We start from the raw sequence: 19,831 nt of genomic DNA, 5'->3' as shown, positions 1-19,831 counted from the left end.
AGCCCGCGGCCCCGCCGCCCCCCGCCACCCCTTTGCTGCCAGCCTGGCTCCCCTGGCTGCTGGCGCTGCTAGGTGCGGCCGTGCTGTTGTGCGTCGTGCTGGCCTGGCAGAGCCTGTCGCGCCAGCAGTCGCTGGAGCAGGAGCTGGTGCGCCGCCAGGAAAACAGCCACGCCGAGGCTACCGAGGCACGGCTCGCCGCCAAACAGTCCGCCGACCTGGTGCGCGACACGGCCGCCAAGGTCTCGCTGCTGGAGGCGCGCCTGGCCGAGGTGGCGCTGCAGCGCGGCCAGCTGGAGGAGCTGATCCAGTCCATGTCCCGCTCGCGCGACGAGAACGTCGTCGGCGACATCGAGGCCGCCATCCGGGTGGCGCTGCAGCAGACGCAGATCACCGGCAGCGCCGAGCCGCTGGTGGCCACGCTCAAGCAGGCCGACGAGCGCCTGCTGCGCTACAAGCAGCCGCGGCTGGAAGGCGTGCGCCGCGCCGTCGCCCGCGACCTGGACCGCGTGAAGGCCGTCGCCACTGTCGACGTCTCCACGCTGACCATCAAGCTCGACGAGGTCGTGCGCATGGCCGACGAGCTGCCGCTGGTGTCCGGCGGCGACGTGGCCACCACGCCGCGCGAGGAGCGCCGGGCCGACGCCGCAGCCAAGGAGCGCGAGCGCGCGCTGCAACTGCAGCGCGAGCAGGCCGCCGCGGCCGCCGAGGGGCGCATGTCGCTGTGGTGGTGGCAGGCCACGCAGCAGCTGTCCAGCTGGACCGGCATCGCCTGGGGCGAGGCGAAGACGCTGTTGCGCGTGACCCGCATCGAGCATCCCGAGGCCGCGCTGATCTCGCCCGACCAGAGCTTCTTCCTGCGCGAGAACCTCAAGCTGCGTCTGCTCAACGCGCGCCTGGCGCTGCTGAGCCGCCAGTTCGACACCACGCAGTCCGACCTGCGCGATAGCCAGGAGATGCTCAGCCGCTACTTCGACACGCGCTCGCGGAAGGTCGCCAGCGTCGCCGAGCTGCTGCGCCAGGTGGCCGGCCAGGCCCGTCAGGTCAGCGTGCCTCGCCCGGACGACACGCTGGCCGCGCTGACCGCCGCCGCGGCCGGCCGCTGAAGGGGAGGGCACCATGCGCCTCGTCATCTGGCTGGTCCTTCTGTTCGTCGCCGCCGTTGTTGCGGCGCTGATGCTGGGCTCCAACGATGGCCTTGCCAGCTTCTACTGGAAGAGCTGGCGGCTGGACATCTCGCTGAACCTGTTCCTGCTGCTGCTGGTGGCCAGCTGCTTCGCGCTCGTGACGGCAATCCAGGCCATCGAGGCGCTGACGACGCTGCCCAAGCGTGCCCGCGAGTGGCGGCTGGCGCAACGCGAACGCAGCGCTCAGCTTGCGCTGCGCGAGGCGCTCGTTGAGTTCTTCGGCGCCCGTTTCAGCCGCGCGCAGAAGGCGTCGCAGAAGGCGCTCAACATCCAGTCCGCCACACCCGAGCTGGCCGCCGACCAGGCCTTCATGGCGCTGGCCCACCTGCTGGCCGCCGCCAGCGCGCATCGCCTGCAGGACCGCCGCCACCGCGACGAGCAGCTGAACCGCGCACTCGAGCTGGCCCGCCGCACCGGCGGCGCCCGCGCGCAGGAAGACGGCGCGCGCCTGCTGGCCGCCGAATGGGCGCTGGACGACCGTGACGCCACCCGTGCGCTCGGTTTGCTGGCCGAACTGCCGCCTGGCGTCGCGCGCCGCACTCAGGCGCTGCGGCTGCGGCTGCAGGCGTCGCGGCTAGCCCGCCAGCCGCTGGACGCGCTGCGCACCGCGCGCCTGCTGGCCAAGCACCAGGCCTTCTCCAAGGTGGCCGCTCAAGGGCTGCTGCGCTCGCTGGCCTTCGAGGCGCTGGACGGCGCCCGCGACGTCGACCAGCTGCGCACCGCCTGGCAGCAGCTGGACCCGGCCGACCGCCGCGATCCGCTGGTGGCCGCGCGTGCCGCCCAGTGCGCCGCCCATCTCGGCGCGCCGGACGACGGCCGCGGCTGGCTGCGCCCGTTCTTCGATGACCTCGGTGACCTGCAGGCCGACGACCGCGCCGAGCTCGCGCTGGCGCTGGTGCCCGTGCTGGCTGGCTGCGGGCCGGACTGGCTGCAGCGCCTGGAGTCCGCACAGTCGCGCTTCCCGCGCGAACGCGCGCTGGCCTACGCGCTGGGCCACGCGCTGGCCGAGCGCCAGCTGTGGGGCAAGGCCCGCCTGATGCTGGATACCGTCGCCGAAGACGTGGCCATGCCGGCCGCCGCGCGTCGGCGCAGCTGGTTGGTGCTTGCGACGCTGGCCGAGCAAGAGGGCGACGACGCCCGCCGCGCACGCTGCTTCGAGGCGGCCGCGCGGCTGCCCTGAGGCGCCTGCCTTGCCGCCGTCGTCGGCCTCACGAGTCCGTCGCGACAGAAAACCGGCGAACTCTTGCTGACGGTATGAAAATCTGGTTATACTGTGAGGCTTGCAGAGCGGCTGTAGCTCAGTTGGATAGAGTACTTGGCTACGAACCAAGGGGTCGTGGGTTCGAATCCTGCCAGCCGCACCAATAACAAGAAAGAACAAGAAAAATCGAACGGATCGGTTCCTCACGGACGGGCCCGTTTACAAACCGTCAGATTCAGCGGCTGTAGCTCAGTTGGATAGAGTACTTGGCTACGAACCAAGGGGTCGTGGGTTCGAATCCTGCCAGCCGCACCAAAATAGAAGATGTTGAAACGCCTCGGAGCTTGCTCCGGGGCGTTTTTCTTTGTGCGCGCGGACTGCCCGCGTGCGAGGCCTAGCGCGAGAAGCGGGGCGCGGCCGCTGGCTGCCAGTGGCCGGCGTCGTCCTGCACGAAGCTGCCACGCGCCTGCGCGTGCGGATGCAGCGGCGCCTCGGCCAGCGTCAGCACCGGCGCGAAGCAGACGTCACTGCCCTCCAGCAGCGCGGTCCATTCGTCGCGCGTCTTCTCGCGGATGCGTGCCGCCACACGCTCGCGCAGCGCCGGCCATTGGCGGGTGTCGTGCTGGGCCGCGGGGTCGACATCGGTGAGGCCCAGGCGCTGCAGCAGTGCTGCGTAGAACTGCGGCTCCAGCGCGCCCAGCGACACGTGCCGGCCGTCGGCGCACTCAAAGCAGTCGTAGAAGGGCGAGCCGTGCAGGAAGAAGTTCCGTGCCGGGTCGTCGGCCCACTGGCCGGCGGCGCGCAGTGAGTGCAGCAGGCTGGACATCAGCCCCACGCCGTCCACCATGGCCGCGTCCACCACGCCGCCGCGGCCGGTGCGCTGCGCGTCCCACAGTGCGGCCATCAGGCCGAAGGCCAGCAGCATGGCGCCGCCGCCCATGTCGCCGATCAGCGTGGCCGGGATGCTAGGCGCCGTGCCGGCCCGTGATGCGACGGACAGCACGCCGGTCAGCGCCACGTAGTTGATGTCGTGCCCGGCCGCCTGCGCCAGCGGACCGGTCTGGCCCCAGCCGGTGACGCGGCCGTAGACGAGCCTTGGGTGGCCAGCCGCAAACATGTCGGGCCCCAGCCCCAGCCGCTCCATGACGCCGGGGCGGAAGCCCTCGATGACGGCATCCGCGCCCTCGATGAGCCGGCGTGCCTCGGCCATGCCGCCCGGCGTCTTCAGGTCCAGCATGACGCGGCGCTTGCCGCGGTCCAGCCCGGTGCCGGTGGCGATGGCCGGCTTCCCCGGGCGGTCGATGACCAGCACGTCGGCGCCGTGGTCGGCCAGCAGCATGCCGGTCAGCGGGCAGGGGCCGAGGCCCGCCATCTCGATGACCTGGAGGCCGGCCAGCGGGCCGCGGGAGGAGGGCGCTTGCATCGGACAATGTTGTCATGAACAAGGCCTTCACCAAGGAATCCGACGCGCCTGATGACGATGATGGCGACGGCCCCTCGCTGCCCGCGCTGCCGGCCGGCTCGCGCAACTACATGACGCCCGGCGGCTACGCGCGGCTGCGTGCGGAGTTCATGCAGCTCATCGACGTGGAGCGGCCCAAGATGGTGGAGACGGTGTCGTGGGCGGCCAAGAACGGCGACCGCTCGGAGAACGGCGACTACCTTTACGGCAAGAAGCGGCTGCGCGAGATCGACCGCCGGCTGCGCTTCCTGACCAAGCGGCTGGACATCGCCGAGGTGGTGGACCCGAGCGTCCATCATGGCAGCGAGCAGGTGTTCTTCGGCGCGACGGTGACGTACGCCACCGCCCGTGGCGACGAGAAGACGATCACGATCAAGGGCATCGACGAGTCCGACAGCCTGGCCGGCGAGGTCAGTTGGATCTCGCCGATCGCGCGCACGCTGCTGAAGGCGCGCGTGGGCGACGAGCTCAATCTCGTGACGCCGGTGGGCGTCGAGAAGATCGAGGTCGTCGAGGTGACTTACCCGGCGCCTGCCGCCGGGGAGTGATCAAGCCCCCCGGCGCCGGCGGCCGGGGATGGATCAGGACTTCTTCGGCGCCGGCTTGAGCATCGCGTTGGCGCGGGCCTTCTCGTCGGGGCTGAGCTTGGCGGCGATGGCGGGCAGGGCGGCGGCTGCCTGCTCGTGGCCCTGGCTCCTGGCCAGCGCGCACCAGGCGTAGGCGGCGGCCATGTCCTTGTCGCCGCCCTGTCCCTGGGCCAGCATGACGGCGAGGTTGAACATCGCGTCCGGCTGCCTGCCCCGGGCCGCGGCCTGGAAGAGCTGGCGCGCGGTGACGTAGTTCTGCGGCACCACCTCGCCCTGGTAGAAGAAGGTGGCCAGCGCGTTCTGCGCTTCGACATGGCCCTTGACGGCGGCTTCCTTGTAGAGCGCCAGGGCCTGCTCGGGCGCCCTAGCGGTGCCTTCGCCAAGGTCCAGCATGCGGGCGGCCGCATAGGTGGCCTCAATGTTGCCCGCCCGCGCGGCGGCGCCGTAGTAGCCGCCGGCCTTCTCCAGGTCCAGCGGAATGCCGGCTGGCTGCTTGGGGACTTGGTGGTGATAGAGCTGGCCCAGCAGCAGCATGGCTGGGGTGTGGCCAGCGGCGGCGGCGGCGGTGAGCGCCTCGATGGCCTTGGGGCCGTCCGCAGCCGTGCCGACGCCGCTCACATAGGCCTGGCCGATCAGCGTGTTGGCGGGCTCGAAGCCGAATTCCAGCGCCTTGCGCCACAGGCGCAGCGCTTCCTGGGGGTTGCGCTTGGTGCCCTGGCCGCTCAGGTAGACGCGGGCCAGCAGCAAGGTGGCCTCGATGCGGGTGTTGATCTGGTCGGGCTTCTTGGGGTCGTAGCGCAGCCGGTCATCGACCGGGTGGTAGCGTGCATTGATGACCTCGTTGAGCCACTCGACAGCCTTGGGCGTGCTGGCCGGCGTGCCCAGGCCCAGCAGGTGCAGGCGGCCGAGCATCATGGCGGCTTCTTCGTAGCCCAGCTTCTTCCAGCCTTCCTCGAAGCGGGTGCGGGCCTCGGCGAATTTGCCGGCCTCATAGGCCTCGAAGGCCTGGGTCAGGGATTTGTCCTTGCGGGCAATCCAGTTGCGGCCGGCGGCGAAGCGGCGATCCGAGCCGGCGCAGGCTGCCGAGGGCGATGTCGGCATGGCGTTGGTGCCGTCGGACGACTCGGAGGCAGTTGCCGTCTTGGCACTGCCGTCGGGTGACACATCGTCGAAATCCCCGTCCAGGTGACCGAAGTGACGCAGGTAAGCCAGCGTGGCGTCGTCTTCTTCCGGCACGTAGCCGCTCATGAACCCGCATGACGAGGCGTAGTTGCGGGACAACACCTTGCTCTTCGCCGCGACGACGGCGCTGGGATCGGCGGCGCGGTCACGCTTGCCAGTGACCTTGACGGCCTCCAGCGACTGTTTATCGGTGCTTGGGGCTGGTGCACTGGCGGCCGCCTGCTGCGCATGCAGAGGCGTCGCCAGCAGCGTTGAACACAGAGCCAGGACGGAAAAAGCCGTCCGGCTCAGCTTGAAGTTGCGTCGGACGGCTTGTGGCATGGCGTCTGGCTGATCAGCGCGGGCTGCGATAGCTCGCGGTGATTTGGTAGATGCGGCCGTAGTAGCCGTCGCTGTAGATGCTCGGGATGCCGTTTGCGTAGTTCTGGTAGCCGCCCGTGTCGTCCTGGTTGCGCTCGCCGGTGAGGTTGCGCGCTTCAGCAGCCAGCTCCAGCCCGTTCTTGAAGCGGTAGCTCACCTTGGCGTCGATGAACGCCGTGCGCTTGGCGAACACCGGCGCACCGGGGTTGTAGGGCGCGCGCCAGTTCGGGATGCCCACACCCGGGAAATTGTTGATACCCACCGAGTTGCTGCTACCCGCTGGCGAGTAATTCCACAGGCGTTTCGCCACGACTTGCTGAGCGATCTTGAACTGCAGCGCACCATCGTCGTACCACAGCGATGTGTTGAACGAGTACTTGGGCTGGCCGAGCAGCGGCAGGGTCTCGCCGCTGATCTGGTCGATCATCGGCACGCCGCCTGCGTTGCGCAGCTGGCTGTAGTTGGCATCCATGCCGGTGTAGCGCAGCACGGAGGGCAGGAAGGTGAAGGCCGTCTTGCCGCTGAACTCCACGCCGCGCCGCTTGCCGGTCAGGGGATTGTTGGTCCACATGCCGATGTTGAACTCCTTGTTGGCCATCGACTCACCCGTCAGCGGATCCACGAGATTGCTGTTGGCGAAAACGCGCACGCTGCTGAGCGCGAGCCGCGTGGTGGGGGCCCCCACCACGTCGCGTTGCTGGAAGACCCCAGCCGACAGCGACGTGTCGCGGTTGACATACCACTCCAGCGACAGATTCTTGTTGATCGTGGTCTGCGGCTTCACGGCCGGGTTGCCGAAGGTTCTGTTGCAGCTTTGGTCGGCGGCCGAGCCGTCGCTCTCTGGGGGCAGGTCGTCGACGAAATCGCTGTTGGTGCAGGTGATGACGCCGTCGCCGGTCGGCGCGAGCCGGCTCAAGGGCACGGTGCCGATATTCTTGGACCAGGAGAAACGCGTCACCAGCTTGTCGGGCACCGGCCACAGCGCCAGGTTCAAGCTCGGGCTGACGTCAGTCCGGGAGCCCTTGAAATCGATGTTCTGCGAAACCTGGGCGACTTGCACGTTCCGCGTTTCGCCATCGGTTGGCTGCCAGGCGCTGGTTTTCTGCACGGAACGGAAGACCAGGAAGCCGGTGGAGGCCATGGTGGTGCGCAGGACGCGCGCGCCGACGTTACCCGCAAGCTCCAGGCCGAAGGGCAGGCGTTGGTCGGTGAACGGCCACCTGTCAACCTCGAAATTGGTCATCAGGTAGCCCGCCACCTTCTTGTCCATGAAGGCACTCTTGGGCGCGTCGTAGTACTTGCCGTCGCTGGCAATGCAGCCCTCGAAGCAGTCCGGCACCTTGAAGCCAGCGAGGTCGACCAACTTGTAGACATCGATGGTGTTGAAACCATTCAACAGTCCCGCCGGGCGATCCTTGGAGCCGCCGTAGTACTGGCCAGACGGCGGAACGGTCAGGGTCTGCGTCACGAGCTGCTTGATCTGATCCGGCGTCAACGTGGTGGTGCCTGCCACCGCGTTGCCGGGATAGGCATTGATCATCGTGCCTTGTTTGACGCCATAGGCGCAGGCCTGGCCACCCGCTGCCAGCGATCCGGCAGTGTCCTGGCAGCCCACCACGTTCCAGCGCGTATTGACCGCTGGCAGATACACGCCGGGCACAAACCCGGCTTGCCCGAAGGTGCCGACGGGCGCCTTGATCTCCGGGCCATTGCCGCTGTAGCGGTCAGCATCGTTCTGGATGTGCTGAAAGCCGGAGCTCAGTTTGGTCAGGAACGGAATCTTGTCCGTCAGGTTGTAGTCCAGATCAACCTTGAGGTTGGTCTCGGCATTCTTGTTCAAGAACGCGCGGGCGACGTTCAGCGTCGTGACGCCGGTATAGAGGGCGCGCTGGGCAGCCGTGTATTGCGGCGTGGCCACGGGATCGAGGGCGCTTCCAGCGAAAGCATTCTGCTGTGCAACGGGGAACACCGCCGCATAGCCAGCCATGTTGCTGAACTGGTCCAGCGCGCCGCCGTCAGGCCGCGTGATGCTCCACAGGCCATTGCCCCCCAGCTCGGCGCGGCCCAGTCCGTAATAGGTACCGAACCCCGCACGGATATCGATGCGCTTGCCCGTGGTTTCGTTGCGCGCCGCCATGAACCGCACGCGTACCCGGTCATCACGGTACTCGCCACCCAACTGCAGGGTTTTGCTCGTGGTGTCGATCTTGGAGACGATGCTGTCGGTGCCCACGGAGTTGCCATCCGTCGTGAAGCTCGTCACGTGGTGGCTGCTGTCTACCGTGTAGCCGGGCAGGATGTTGGTGGTCGTGCCCTGGATCAGCGGCGCGTTGTTGGCGCGCCAGGTATACGTGCCGGGCAGCGTGGAGCCCGAGGCGCCAGCCGTCAGCGTGCGGGTGTTGGTGGTCAGGTTGTCCGTGACATTCCCGTTGAACGTCGGGGACACGCCTGGCGCCAGGAAGGCGACCAGGTCCTCGACATGGCGGGAGCTCTGGGCCCACTTGCCATAGACGGAGAGCTTGTCGTTGACCTTCCAGTCCAGGCGGATGTCGCCGCCGGTGCGCTTGTCGTCATTGCGCCGCAGGTTGTAGCGGATCCCGTTCGAGTTGACCGGCGTGTAGTCGTGCCACTGGTTCAGGCAGGTCAGTTGCTCGTTGAGCCGGAAGCTCTGGGCAGTGGTGCGATTGGTAGAGCTCGTGATGCCGGCAACGTCGGCAGCGGTGAGCGTCGGGAACGCAGTGAAGCAATCAGCCTTGGTTTGCGCCGCACCCGACTTGTCGAGGATCTGGCGCGGTGTGGCCGACATGAACATGCCGCCGGTGGAGGTGGCCCACTGACCGACCGGCACGTCGGCCGCGCCTGGATCCAGCGCGCGCGAGCTGTTGACGAAACTGAAGGTCTTCTCGGGCGAGTTGTCGAAGTCCGCGTACCGGGCCAGGCCTTGCGCGGCGTTGCTGCCGCCTTGGTTGATGGAGTGGTTCTCCCGGAAATTGCGCGTGTAGTTGAAGTTGGCCAGCACGCCCAGGGTGCCACCGAGGAAGTTGTTCGCGGCGGTCAGGTGGGCGTTGGGCGTGGTCTTCTTGGCGAGATCGCTTTGGCTGGCGCCCAGCTTGAGCAGGTAGAAGGGTTTCTTGAAATCCAGGCCGTTGCGGGTCTCGATGAGGACGCTGGCGCCCAGGGAGCCCGTGGTCATGGCTGCCGTGGCACCCTTGACGACGTCCACGCTCTTGATCAGCTCGGCCGGCAGCTCGCGGAACTCCGTGCCACGGCCATCGCCACCGCCCAGCAGGTCGGTCCCGGCGCCCGAGCTCACGCCCAGGCCGTCCATTTCAACGCGCGTGTTTTCCGGGCCGTTGCCACGGATGGTGACATTCATGCCTTCGCCGTACAGACCGCGATCCAGGGCCACGCCGGCGATGCGCGAGATGGCCTCGCCGATGTTGTTGTCCGGGAAGGAGCCCACGTCGTCAGCGACGATGGAATCCTGGTGCGTGTCGGCGTTCTTCTTCCGCGCGATGCTGGACTGCTGCGACTGGCGGGTGCCGACGACCAGCACGGTCTCCAGCTCGTTGATCGGTGCCTTGGCCTTGTGTGCCTCGGCCGGCTTGGCGGCAGCGGTCGGCGCCGACGCGGCAGCCGCGGGAGCGGCGGGCGTCTGGGCCAGGGCGGCCTCGTGGGCCATCAGCGCGAGGGCGATGGAAACAGCGGTACCGATGTGGCTGCGCTGCAGCAGGGGGGTGCTGGTCATGGTCTCTCTCCGTGTTGGCCGGTCCCGGTCCGGCCGTCGTTGTTTTCAGGGGTTTTGCCCGTCACGGAGAGCTGTTCAGGTCACTCCGTTTCTGGCGTCGGAGCGGACCTTAAACATGGGGTTACATCGCGAGAAATACGATTTCCAGAAATTGCTATCTCGTCAAGGAATACCGAGGTCAGAAACAATGGTTAACCCGTGGACTTGAACAGAAACACTCACGGCGCTGAGCGGCCGCGGTGTCAACCAGCAACACCGACAACGGTGTCAGGGGCGGGTGCGGGAGACGCGCTGCACGGCCGGTGTGCGGCGCAGCACGCGCAGCACGTCGGCCAGGTGCAGGCGGTCGCGCACGGCGATGAGCAGGCTCATCTCCACCTCCTCCAGCGCCGGCGCCTCGTCGCCCATGGCGATGTGCGTGATGTCGGCCTCGGCCTGCGCCACCGCCTGCGCCACCTGGGCCAGCACGCCTTTGCCGTTGGTCAGCAGCAGCGACACGCCTACCTCGAAGCTGCGCGTTAGCTCCTCGGCCCATTCCACGCGTATCCAGTGCTCGCTGTCGCGCTGGAACAGCCGCTTGCCGACGGCGCATTCGCAGGTGTGCACCACCAGCCCTTCGCCGCGGCCGAGGTAGCCGCGCACCTCGTCGCCCGGGATGGGGCGGCAGCAACTGGCCAGTTGCACGGAGGCGCCTTCGCTGCCGTCGATGGTGACGCTGGCGCGGTCCACCGGCGTCTCGGTGAAGCGGCCCAGCGTCAGCGCCAGCGCGTCGGGGCGCTGGCCCTGCTCGGCCATCAGCCGCGCCAGCTTCTTGGCGATGATGGCGGCGATCTTGCGGCCGGCGCCGATGTCCACCAGCAACTGCTCGGTCCCGGCGCTGCCGGCCCATTCGGCCAGTGCGTGCCATATGGGCGCGGCCGGGTCGTCCAGTTCCAGGCTGGGCAGGGCCAGGCCTTCCACGCGCATGGCCTGGGCCAGCATCTTCTCGCCCAGCTCGCGCGATTCCTCCTGCTCCAGGTCCTTCAGGTAGTGGCGGATCTTGGAGCGTGCGCGGCCGGTGCGCACGAAGCTCAGCCAGGCCGGGTTGGGGCTGGCACCGGGGGCGGTGACGATCTCGACGATGTCGCCGCTCTTGAGCTCGGCCCGCAGCGGCACGGCCTCGCCGTTGACCTGGGCGGCCACGCAGTGGTCGCCGACGTCGGAGTGGATCGCGTAGGCGAAGTCCACCGGCGTCGCGCCCTTGGGCAGCGCCATGATCTTGGACTTGGGCGTGAAGACGTAGATCGAGTCGGGGAACAGGTCGATCTTGACGTGCTCCAGGAACTCGTTGGCGTCGCGCGTCTCGTCCTGGATGTCGATGAGGCTCTGCAGCCAGCGGGCATTGGCCTGCTGCGCGATCAGCGCCGACGCCTGTTTGCCGCGGCTCTTGTAGATCCAGTGCGCCGCCACGCCCTGTTCGGCGATCTGGTGCATGCCCTCGGTGCGCAGCTGGAACTCCAGCGGTGTCGCCAGCGGCCCCATCAGCGTCGTGTGCAGCGACTGGTAGCCGTTGTCCTTCTGGTTGGCGATGTAGTCCTTGAAGCGCCCGGCCTGCGGCTTGTAGAGCTGATGCAGCACGCCCAGGGCCGTGTAGCACTGCAGCGGCTCCTCGGTGAGGATGCGGAAGCCGAAGATGTCGCTGACCTGCGCGAAGCTCATGAGCCCCTTCTCGCGCATCTTCTTGTAGATGGAATAGACCGTCTTCTCGCGGCCCTGCACCTCCACGCGCATGCTGGCCTTGGCGAAGGCGGCGCGGATCTCGCCCTCGATGCGCGACACCAGGTCGCGCCGGTTGCCGCGCGCCTTGGCCACGGCCTTGGACAGCGCCGCGTAGCGCCAGGGGTGGAAGTAGCGGAAGGACAGGTCTTCCAGCTCGCGGAAGGTCTGGTTCAGGCCCAGCCGGTGGGCGATGGGCGCGTAGATGTCGAAGGTCTCGCGCGCGATGCGGCGCGCCTTGTGCGGCGCCATCGCGCCCATCGTGCGCATGTTGTGCAGCCGGTCGGCCAGCTTGATGAGGATGACGCGCAGGTCGCGCGCCATCGCCAGCAGCATCTTGCGGAAGGACTCGGCCTGCGACTCCTCCTTGGTGGAGAACTGCAGCTTGTCCAGCTTGGTGAGGCCGTCCACAAGGTCGGCCGTCGTCGCGTCGAATTTCTCGATCAGCTCGGTCTTGGAGACGCCGCAGTCTTCGACGACGTCGTGCATCAGTGCCGCCATCAGCGCCTGGGCGTCCAGCCGCCACTCGGCGCAGATGCCGGCCACGGCGATGGGGTGGGTGATGTAGGGCTCGCCGGTGGCCCGCTTCTGGCCCAGGTGGGCCTCGTCGGCGAACTTGTAGGCCTCGCGCACGCGCTTGACCTCGGCCTTGCTCAGGTAGCCGAGCTTGGGGAGGAGGGCGTCGAAGGAGGCGGCCTCCGCCGGCGTTGGCGGAGCCGGCTGGCGCAGACCCGGGAGGGTGAACCAGGCGGTGAGGGAGCGTTGGGCCATAGGTGCCCGAATTTAGCCGAAGCCGAAATGGCAACGGGCGTCCGAGGACGCCCGTTTCATGTTCAGCGCGTGGTGGCTTAGACCGGCACCTTGCGCAGCATCTCCAGGCCCACTTCGCCGGCGGCGATCTCGCGCAGCGCGGTCACGCTGGGCTTGTTCTTGCTCTCGATGCGGGGGCTGTGGCCCTGGCTCAGCATGCGGGCGCGGTAGGTCGCGGCCAGCACGAGCTGGAAGCGGTTGGGGATCTTGGTCAGGCAGTCTTCGACGGTGATGCGGGCCATGGTGTTCCTTGAGAAAAGCGGGTCAGGGCAGATCGAGCGCCTGAAAGACGGCAGAGCGGTTGCGCCGCTGAGCCACATATTTTAGCCGCTGCGCGTGGACGATGGCCTTGAGGTCGAAAACGGCCGTGTCGAACACCGCGTTCACGACGACGAAGTCGAAGTTCTGCGCTTGCGCCACCTCGATGCGGGCGTTGTTCATGCGCTTGGCGATGACCTCCGGCGCGGTGTCGCCGCGGCGGCTCAGGCGCAGGCGCAGTTCGTCCCAGCTGGGCGGCAGGATGAAGATCAGCACGGCGTACGGGAACAGCTGCTTGATCTGCAGCGCGCCCTGAAAGTCGATCTCCAGCACCACGTCCTCGCCGGCCTGCAGCCGCGTCTCGATGCCGGCGCGCGAGGTGCCGTAGAGGTTGTCGTGCACCTCGGCCCACTCGAAGAACTCGCCGCGGGCGGCCATTGCGCGGAACTCGTCCGGCGAGATGAACCAGTACTCGCGGCCGTGCTGCTCCTGGCCGCGCGGTGCGCGCGACGTGTGGGAGACGGAGACGGCCAGGCGGGCGTCCAGTTCCAGCAGCGCCTTCACGAGGCTGGATTTGCCGGCGCCGCTCGGGGCGGCGACAACGAAGAGATTGCCGGGGTATTCCATGTCGGGGTCGGGTTCGGTGGGCCGCGCCCGGGTGTCGGGCCGCGCGGCCAAGTCCTTGTGCAGTCACAAGTTTTCGTTCGCGCAAGGCCGGAAATCCTGGGCGGACGGCAGCCGCTGATCTTAGCGTGCGCCCGCGAGGCCGCCCGACGCGTGGGCGCGCCCACCGTGATCCGGTCGCGGTTTGACGGAAGTCAATTCGCCGCAGCGGTCGCTTCTTCAAAATGTGCATGCAAAATGCATATTAAGAGGAGCAGTCATGACACTGACCAGCTACGGCACCCGGATCGACCTTCGCCCGCTGTCCCCCCGCGAGCGACACCCGTTGGTCTTCAACACCTTTCGCAGTCTCGCCGCCGGTGAATCGGTCGAGCTGATCAACGACCACGATCCCCGGCCGCTGCTGGCGCAGTTCCGCGCCGAGTGGGCCGAGCGCTTCACCTGGGACGACGTCGAGCGTGGCCCCGAGGTCTGGCGCGTGCGCATCGTCAAGGTCGCAGCCCACGGCGACGGCCGCTGCTGCGGCTCCTGCGGCGGCGCCTGATGGCTGGCCGCTTCACCCACTACGAGGGCACATCATGAACACCGCAAGCAGGCTCTGGCGCTGGCTGGGCCTCATCTTCGTCCTGTCGTTCGGCGCCTTGGGCTACCTGGGCTGGCAGATCTATCTTTCCGCGCCGCCCATCCCCAGGCAGGTCGTCACGACCGATGGCGAGGTTCTTTACACGGCCGAGCAGATCCAGCTCGGCCAGCAGGCCTGGCTGTCGGCCGGCGGCCAGCAGCTGGGCACCGTCTGGGGTCATGGCGCCTATGTCGCGCCGGACTGGTCGGCCGACTGGCTGCACCGCGAGGCCGTGGCGCTGGGCAACCTGCGCACCGCCGAGCAGCAGCAGGGCGGCCGGGTGCTGAGCGCCGCCGATCAGGCGGCCGTCGCCCAGACCGTGCGCGACGAGATGCGCCGCAACACCTATGACGACAGCAATGGCGTCGTGAAGGTGTCGGCCGCGCGCGCCAAGGCCATCCGCGACGTGGCGGCCCACTACGACGCCCTGTTCGGCACCGACCCGCGCCTGGACAAGCTGCGCGAGCAGTACGCGATGACGTCGGGCAGCCTGCCCGACGCCGAGAACCGCCAGGCGCTGACGGCGTTCTTCTTCTGGTCCGCCTGGGCGGCCACGACGGACCGGCCCGGCGAGACCGGCCTGTCCTACACCAGCAACTGGCCGCATGAGCCGCTGGTGGGCAACGTCATGAGCACGTCGGCGGCGATGTGGTCCATGGCCAGCATCGTGCTGCTGCTGGCCGGCATTGCCGCGATGCTGTGGCTGCACAAGGGCGATGCCCATGAGCAGGAAGCCGCCGTGCCCGCGGCCGACCCGCTGCTGGGCGCCAAGGCCACGCCGTCGATGAAGGCGACGCGCAAGTACTTCTTCATCGTCATCGCGCTGATGCTGCTGCAGATCGGCATGGGCGTCATCACCGCCCACTACGCGGTGGAGGGCCAGTCCTTCTTCGGCCTGCCGCTCGCGGACATCCTGCCCTACACCATCAGCCGCACGGTGCACACGCAGATCGGCGTGTTCTGGATCGCCACCGCGTGGCTGGCGACGGGCCTGTACGTGGCGCCGCTGCTGTCGGGCCGCGAGCCCAGGTTGCAGAAGCTGGGCGTCGACGCGCTGTTCTGGGCGCTCATCATCGTCGTGCTGGGCTCCACCATCACCGGCTGGCTGGGCACGCTGCAGCACCGCGGCGTGGACTTCAGCTTCTGGTTCGGCAACCAGGGCCTGGAGTTCACGAGCATGGGTCGCTTCTGGCAGATCCTGCTGTTCGTGGGCCTGCTGTTCTGGGTCTTCCTGCTGGGCCGCGCGCTGTGGCCGGCGTTGAAGAAGCCCTCGGAAACCCGCGGCCTCATCGCGATGGTGTTCCTGTCTGCCACCTGCATCGGCGGTTTCTACGCGACCTCGCTCGCCTGGGGCCAGCACACGCACTACTCGATGGTCGAGTACTGGCGCTGGTGGCTGGTGCACCTGTGGGTGGAGGGCTTCTTCGAGGTCTTCGCCACCGCCGTGGTCGCGCTGATCTTCACCAACCTGGGCCTGATCCGCGCCGCCTCGGCCAACCGGGCCATCGTCGCGGAGACCATCGTGTTCCTGTTTGGCGGCATCCTGGGCACGCTGCACCACCTGTACTGGACGGGCACGCCGACCTCGGTGATTGCCGTCGGCTCGGTGTTCTCGGCCCTCGAAGTGGTGCCGCTGACGCTGATCGGCCTGGAGGCGCTGCAGACCTGGCGCCGTTCGCAGGGCGTGGCCTGGCTCTCGGCCTACAAGTGGGTCATCCTGAGTTTTGTCGCCGTGGGCTTCTGGAACACCGTCGGCGCCGGCCTGCTGGGCTTCGCCATCAACCCGCCGGCCTCGCTGTACTACGTGCAGGGCCTGAACATGACGGCGGCCCACGGCCACGCGGCGCTGTTCGGCGTCTACGGCATGCTGGGCGTCGGCCTGATGCTGTTCTGCCTGCGCGGCCTGTATGACCGAGCGCTGCATGCCGACCGCTTCCTCAAGCCCGCCTTCTGGAGCCTGAACATCGGCTTGGGGCTGATGGTCTTCATGTCGCTGCTGCCGGCCGGCATCTACCAGGCCTACCAGAGCATCACGCAGGGCCTGTGGTATGCCCGCTCGCCCGAGGTCATCCACTCGCCGGTGATGGAGACCCTGGTGTGGCTTCGTGTGCCGGGCGATATCGTGTTCGCCGCCGGCAGCGTCTTCCTCGCCGTCTATGCCCTCTACCTGCTGCGCCGCCCGGCGGCGCGCCAGGTGCCGGCCGGGGCCGCGGCGATCAAGCCTTGAACCCATGAAGCTCACCGCCTTCACCGACTACAGCCTGCGCGTGCTGATCTATCTGGCGACGGAGCCCGACCGCCGGGCCACCGTCGCCGAGATCAGCGCCGCCTTCGACATCAAGGCCAACCACCTGACCAAGGTGGTCCACCACCTCGGCCGCTGCGGCTGGGTGGCCACGGTGCGGGGCAAGGGCGGCGGCCTGGTGCTGGCGATGCCGGCCGAGCAGATCAGCGTCGGCCGCGTCGTGCGCGACGCGGAAGGGTTGGACCAGCCGGCCGAGTGCTTCAGCAGCGAGCAGAGCCAGTGCGCCATCGTGCGCAGTTGCCGCCTGAAGGGCGTGCTGGCCGAGGCCGTGAGCGCCTTCCACGCTGTGCTGGACCGCTACACGCTGGCCGACATCACCCGCAACCGCGAGGTGCTGGCCGGCGTGCTGCAGATCCATCCCGCGAGGGCCGCATGACGCGCGACGAGAACTACCCCTACGCCGGCACCGAGGCGCTGCGCGCACCCATCCTCGCGGCGCTGCACCGCGTCGTCGACCCGGAGGTGGCGATGAGCATCGTCGACGTGGGGCTGGTCTATGGCGTCACGGTGACGCCCGAGCGGCTGCACGTGCTGATGACGATGACGTCGGCCGCCTGCCCGGTGGCGGACGTCATCCTCGACGAAGCCTTCACCGAGCTGGAAGCCGTCACGCCACCCGGCATGGCGGTGGACATCGAGCTCGTCTGGGAGCCGCCCTGGACGACCGACCGCATGAGCGCCAGCGCCAAGGCCTTCATGGGCTGGTGAGGCGGGATCCACCCATGCGCCACGGCCGACACCCCCACGGACGCTGGCTCGCACCGCTGGCGCTGGCTGTGCCGGTCTTGCTGGCGGCCGGCATCGCCGGCGGCCTGCTGCGCGCCGGCGTGGCGCTGCCCGCCGCGGGCGGCGCCTGGCTGGGGGCCGCCGTGCAGGCGCATGCCTTCCTGATGATCAGCGCGGTCCTCGCGACCGTCATCGCCGTCGAGCGCGCGGTGGCCGTGCGGCACCCGCTGTGCTTCGCCGGCCCGCTGGCGTCGGCCGCCGCGGGCCTGGCCCAACTGGGCGGGGCAGCGGACGTGGCTGCCTGGCTGGCCGTGGCGGCGTCGCTCGCCTTCGTGGCGGTCAACGTGGTCATCGTCGCCCGCCAGCGCGCGGCGCACACGGCGCTGCTGATGCTGGGTGGGCTGTGCTGGGCCGCCGGCAGCCTGCTGCACGCACTGGGGGCGTCGGCCACCACGGTCGTGCCCTGGTGGTTCGCCTTCCTGGTGCTGACCATCGCCGCCGAGCGGCTGGAGATGACGCGGCTGATGCGCCGCCGGCCCGGGGCGTCGTGGGCGCTGTACGCCATCCTGGCGGCGCTGCTGCTGGGCGCCGCGGTGTCGGGCCTGCTGTTCGGCGTGGCGCTGGCGGCATTGGCCGTCTGGCTGCTGGCGTTCGACATCGCGCGCCGCACCGTGCGCGCCCACGGCCTGAGCCGCTACATGGCCGTCTGCCTGCTGCTGGGCTACGGCTGGCTGGCCGTGGCGGGGCTGGCCTGGGCGGCCACGGCGCTGGGCTGGCCGATGCGCGACGCGGCGCTGCACGGCCTCGGGCTGGGCTTCGTCATCGGCATGGTGTTCGGCCATGCGCCGGTGATCCTGCCGGCCATCGCCCGCATCAAGCTGCGCTTCGGCTGGGCGTGGTACCTGCCGCTGGTGCTGCTGCACGGCTCGCTGGCCGTGCGCTTGTTCGGCGGCGCCGACCTGCTGGCCGCCGGCGCGGCCGGCAACGCGCTGGCCATTGCCGGCTTCGCGGCCACCGTGGTTGCCGCGGCGCTGGCCTTTCGACATTCGCCGTCAAGGCAAGGACTCCATGGCATTGATTCCTCTTGAGGAGCCGCCGCGCGCGCCGCGGCCCGGCTTCGCGCTGCTCGCGCTGGGCTTCCGCCCGTTCTACCTGCTGGCCAGCGTGTTCGCCGCGCTGTCCATCCCGCTGTGGGCGCTGCAGTTCTCGGGCCTGCTGGGGCACGCCTACCTGGCCGGGCCGCTGTGGCATGCGCACGAGATGCTGTTCGGCTTCACGCTGGCCGTCATCGTCGGCTTTCTGCTCACGGCCGGCCGCAACTGGACCAACCTGCCGACGCCCACCGGCGGGCCGCTGGCGGCGCTGGCGCTGCTGTGGCTGGCTGCCCGCGTCCTCGTGCTGACGCGCTGGGGCGTGGCCGCCGCGGCGGCCAACATCGCCTTCCCGCTGGCCGCCGCAGGCGCGCTGGCGATGCCTTTCCTCCGCTCGCGCAACCGGCGCAACTACTTCTTCATCGGCCTGCTGCTGCTGCTGGCCGCTGTCGCCGCGGTCTTCCACCTCGGGCAGCTGGGGTTCATCACGGTGGCGCCGCTGCCGGGCCTCCAGGTGGCGCTGGATGTGGTGCTCTTCATCCTCGCCGTCATGGGCGGGCGCGTGATTCCGATGTTCACGAACAACGGCGTGCCGGGCGCGGCCGCGGCGCGGCGGCCGGTGGTGGAGAAGGCGGCGCTGGGCCTGGTGCTGGCGCTGGGCGTGGCGGACCTGCTGGGCCTGGGCGGCTGGCCGGTGGCCGCCATCGCGGCCGCCGCCGGCGCCGCCCACGCCGTGCGCTGGGCGCTGTGGCAGCCGTGGAAGACGCTGCGCGTGCCGCTGGTCTGGGTGCTGCATCTGGCCTACGCCTGGATTCCCGTGCACCTGCTGCTGCGCGCCGGGGGCGCGCTCGGCTGGGTGACGCCGTCACTCGCGACGCACGCGCTGACGGTCGGCGCGGTCGGCGGCCTCGTCATCGGCATGATGACCCGCACGGCCCGCGGCCACACCGGCCGGGCGCTGCGGGCCGACGGCTTCGAGACGGCCTGCTACGTCGCCGTGCTGCTGGCCGCGCTGGTGCGGGTGGCGCTGCCGCTGCTGCAGCCGGCCTGGACGCTGCCGGCCGTGCAGGCCTCCGCGGCGCTGTGGTCGGCTGGCTTCGGCCTGTACGCCTGGCGCTACTGGCCGGTGTTGTCGCGGCCGCGCATCGACGGCCGGCCGGGTTGAAACCTAGTCGTACAACTGACCGGAGAACGATGGCTTGACGCCCGTCAAGCCGGTGGGAACCGCCAGCGCAGACGATGCGGTCTCCCTCTCAACTCGCACGACGCCCAGGAGCCCCATGAAGCTGCAGCCGTTCTTCGACGAGGTGCCCCGGATCGTGGTGCAGGACCCGCTCGCCCGCCTGCTGGGCTGCGCCGAGGATGGCCTGCTGGAGTACGGCTTCGCGGATGCCGTGCGCCTGACGGGCCATGCCTGCCCGACCGTGGCGGCCGCCTACTGGATGACCTGCCTCGCGCTGGAACACCTGCACCCCGACACGCTGCCGCAGCGCGGCCAGATCAAGGTCGAGTTTCGCGATGACGCCCGGTCGGGCAGCAGCGGCGTGATGGCCACCGTCGTGCAGATGCTGACCGGCGCCGCCGGCGGCTCGGGCTTCAAGGGCATTGCCGGGCGCTTCGCGCGCGCCGGCCTGATCCGCTACAAGCCCGACCTGCTCAGCGCGCTGCGCTTCACGCGCCTGGACACGCAGGAGGCGGTGGACGTCAGCGTCGACATGGCCCATGTGCCGGCCGACCCGCGCCTGGAGCCGCTGTTGGAACGCTGCGTCGGCGGCCGCGCGAGCGCGCAGGAGGAGGCCGAGTTCGCGCGGCTGTGGCTGCAGCGGGTGCGCACCCTGCTGTTGGACTGCGCGCGCGACCCCGCCGTCTTCCAGCTCAAGCCGGTCAAGCGCACCGCTGCCCTGGCGGCCTGACGG

16 protein-coding genes and 2 tRNA genes are annotated in these 19,831 nt (G+C 69.1%); 12 read left to right on the top strand and 6 right to left on the bottom strand.

The annotated features are described in order from the left end of the window. Positions 1-32 precede the first annotated feature (32 nt). The 4 genes from AC1Q7O_RS07400 (at position 33) to AC1Q7O_RS07385 (ending at position 2,700) form a co-directional block, all read left to right on the top strand. Positions 33-1,103: a uroporphyrinogen-III C-methyltransferase gene (locus AC1Q7O_RS07400; RefSeq protein ID WP_492659765.1), complete on the top strand. Its 1,071-nt coding sequence runs from the start codon at positions 33-35 to the stop codon at positions 1,101-1,103. Positions 1,104-1,116: 13 nt separating this feature from the next. Further along, a complete protein-coding gene (locus tag AC1Q7O_RS07395) occupies positions 1,117-2,364 on the top strand; it encodes a heme biosynthesis HemY N-terminal domain-containing protein (RefSeq protein WP_492659766.1) in 1,248 nt (415 codons plus the stop codon). Between the two features lie 107 nt (positions 2,365-2,471). Beyond that, positions 2,472-2,548 (top strand) — tRNA-Arg (locus AC1Q7O_RS07390). Between the two features lie 75 nt (positions 2,549-2,623). Beyond that, positions 2,624-2,700, top strand: a tRNA-Arg gene (locus AC1Q7O_RS07385). Positions 2,701-2,779: 79 nt separating this feature from the next. Here the strand turns inward: AC1Q7O_RS07385 and AC1Q7O_RS07380 are convergent. Next, on the bottom strand, positions 2,780-3,808 hold the full coding sequence (locus AC1Q7O_RS07380) for a CaiB/BaiF CoA transferase family protein (protein WP_492659767.1): 1,029 nt from the start codon (positions 3,806-3,808) through the stop codon (positions 2,780-2,782). A gap of 14 nt (positions 3,809-3,822) precedes the next feature. Here AC1Q7O_RS07380 and greB point away from each other — a divergent pair, with 14 nt between their 5' ends. Continuing rightward, positions 3,823-4,395, top strand: coding sequence for a transcription elongation factor GreB (gene greB / locus AC1Q7O_RS07375; protein WP_492659768.1), 573 nt, complete (start codon positions 3,823-3,825; stop codon positions 4,393-4,395). Positions 4,396-4,428: 33 nt separating this feature from the next. Here greB and AC1Q7O_RS07370 read toward each other — a convergent pair whose 3' ends face one another. From AC1Q7O_RS07370 to gmk, 5 genes are all read right to left on the bottom strand, one after another. Continuing rightward, positions 4,429-5,937 (bottom strand): tetratricopeptide repeat protein, encoded by a 1,509-nt coding sequence (locus tag AC1Q7O_RS07370; RefSeq protein ID WP_492659769.1) that lies wholly within the window; start codon positions 5,935-5,937, stop codon positions 4,429-4,431. Between the two features lie 13 nt (positions 5,938-5,950). Further along, positions 5,951-9,724, bottom strand: coding sequence for a TonB-dependent receptor (locus AC1Q7O_RS07365; protein ID WP_492659770.1), 3,774 nt, complete (start codon positions 9,722-9,724; stop codon positions 5,951-5,953). Between the two features lie 267 nt (positions 9,725-9,991). Then, positions 9,992-12,250: a RelA/SpoT family protein gene (locus AC1Q7O_RS07360; RefSeq protein WP_492659771.1), complete on the bottom strand. Its 2,259-nt coding sequence runs from the start codon at positions 12,248-12,250 to the stop codon at positions 9,992-9,994. A gap of 77 nt (positions 12,251-12,327) precedes the next feature. Continuing rightward, entirely contained in the window at positions 12,328-12,531 is a 204-nt protein-coding gene (rpoZ, locus tag AC1Q7O_RS07355) for a DNA-directed RNA polymerase subunit omega (protein WP_233371272.1), read from the bottom strand. Positions 12,532-12,553: 22 nt separating this feature from the next. Then, the gene (gene gmk, locus AC1Q7O_RS07350; protein ID WP_492659772.1) at positions 12,554-13,174 is read right to left on the bottom strand and encodes a guanylate kinase; all 621 of its coding nucleotides are present in this window, start codon (positions 13,172-13,174) and stop codon (positions 12,554-12,556) included. Positions 13,175-13,430: 256 nt separating this feature from the next. Here gmk and AC1Q7O_RS07345 point away from each other — a divergent pair, with 256 nt between their 5' ends. From AC1Q7O_RS07345 to AC1Q7O_RS07315, 7 genes are all read left to right on the top strand, one after another. Beyond that, on the top strand, positions 13,431-13,715 hold the full coding sequence (locus AC1Q7O_RS07345; RefSeq protein WP_492659773.1) for a DUF2249 domain-containing protein: 285 nt from the start codon (positions 13,431-13,433) through the stop codon (positions 13,713-13,715). A 34-nt stretch (positions 13,716-13,749) separates the two neighbouring features. Further along, complete coding sequence (locus AC1Q7O_RS07340; RefSeq protein WP_492659774.1) at positions 13,750-16,020, top strand: nitric-oxide reductase large subunit; 2,271 nt, start codon at positions 13,750-13,752, stop codon at positions 16,018-16,020. A gap of 4 nt (positions 16,021-16,024) precedes the next feature. After that, complete coding sequence (locus AC1Q7O_RS07335; protein ID WP_492659775.1) at positions 16,025-16,474, top strand: Rrf2 family transcriptional regulator; 450 nt, start codon at positions 16,025-16,027, stop codon at positions 16,472-16,474. Then, positions 16,471-16,806 (top strand): metal-sulfur cluster assembly factor, encoded by a 336-nt coding sequence (locus tag AC1Q7O_RS07330; protein WP_492659776.1) that lies wholly within the window; start codon positions 16,471-16,473, stop codon positions 16,804-16,806. The genes AC1Q7O_RS07335 and AC1Q7O_RS07330 overlap by 4 nt, the downstream gene beginning before the upstream one ends. A 14-nt stretch (positions 16,807-16,820) precedes the next feature. Then, on the top strand, positions 16,821-17,912 hold the full coding sequence (locus AC1Q7O_RS07325; RefSeq protein ID WP_492659777.1) for a DUF8744 domain-containing protein: 1,092 nt from the start codon (positions 16,821-16,823) through the stop codon (positions 17,910-17,912). After that, positions 17,893-19,080, top strand: a complete 1,188-nt coding sequence (locus tag AC1Q7O_RS07320; protein ID WP_492659778.1) for an NnrS family protein — start codon at positions 17,893-17,895, stop codon at positions 19,078-19,080. Before AC1Q7O_RS07325 ends, AC1Q7O_RS07320 begins: the two co-directional genes overlap by 20 nt. Before the next feature lie 115 nt (positions 19,081-19,195). Then, positions 19,196-19,828 carry an FmdE family protein gene (locus tag AC1Q7O_RS07315; protein WP_492659779.1) on the top strand — a complete coding sequence of 211 codons (633 nt, stop codon included), beginning with the start codon at positions 19,196-19,198 and terminating at the stop codon, positions 19,826-19,828. Positions 19,829-19,831: the final 3 nt, after the last annotated feature.

The organism is Roseateles sp. GW823-FHT07B05 (genome assembly GCF_058794515.1).
Note: the sequence above shows the minus strand (reverse complement) of the source record. Positions and strands in the feature narration are given on the sequence as shown.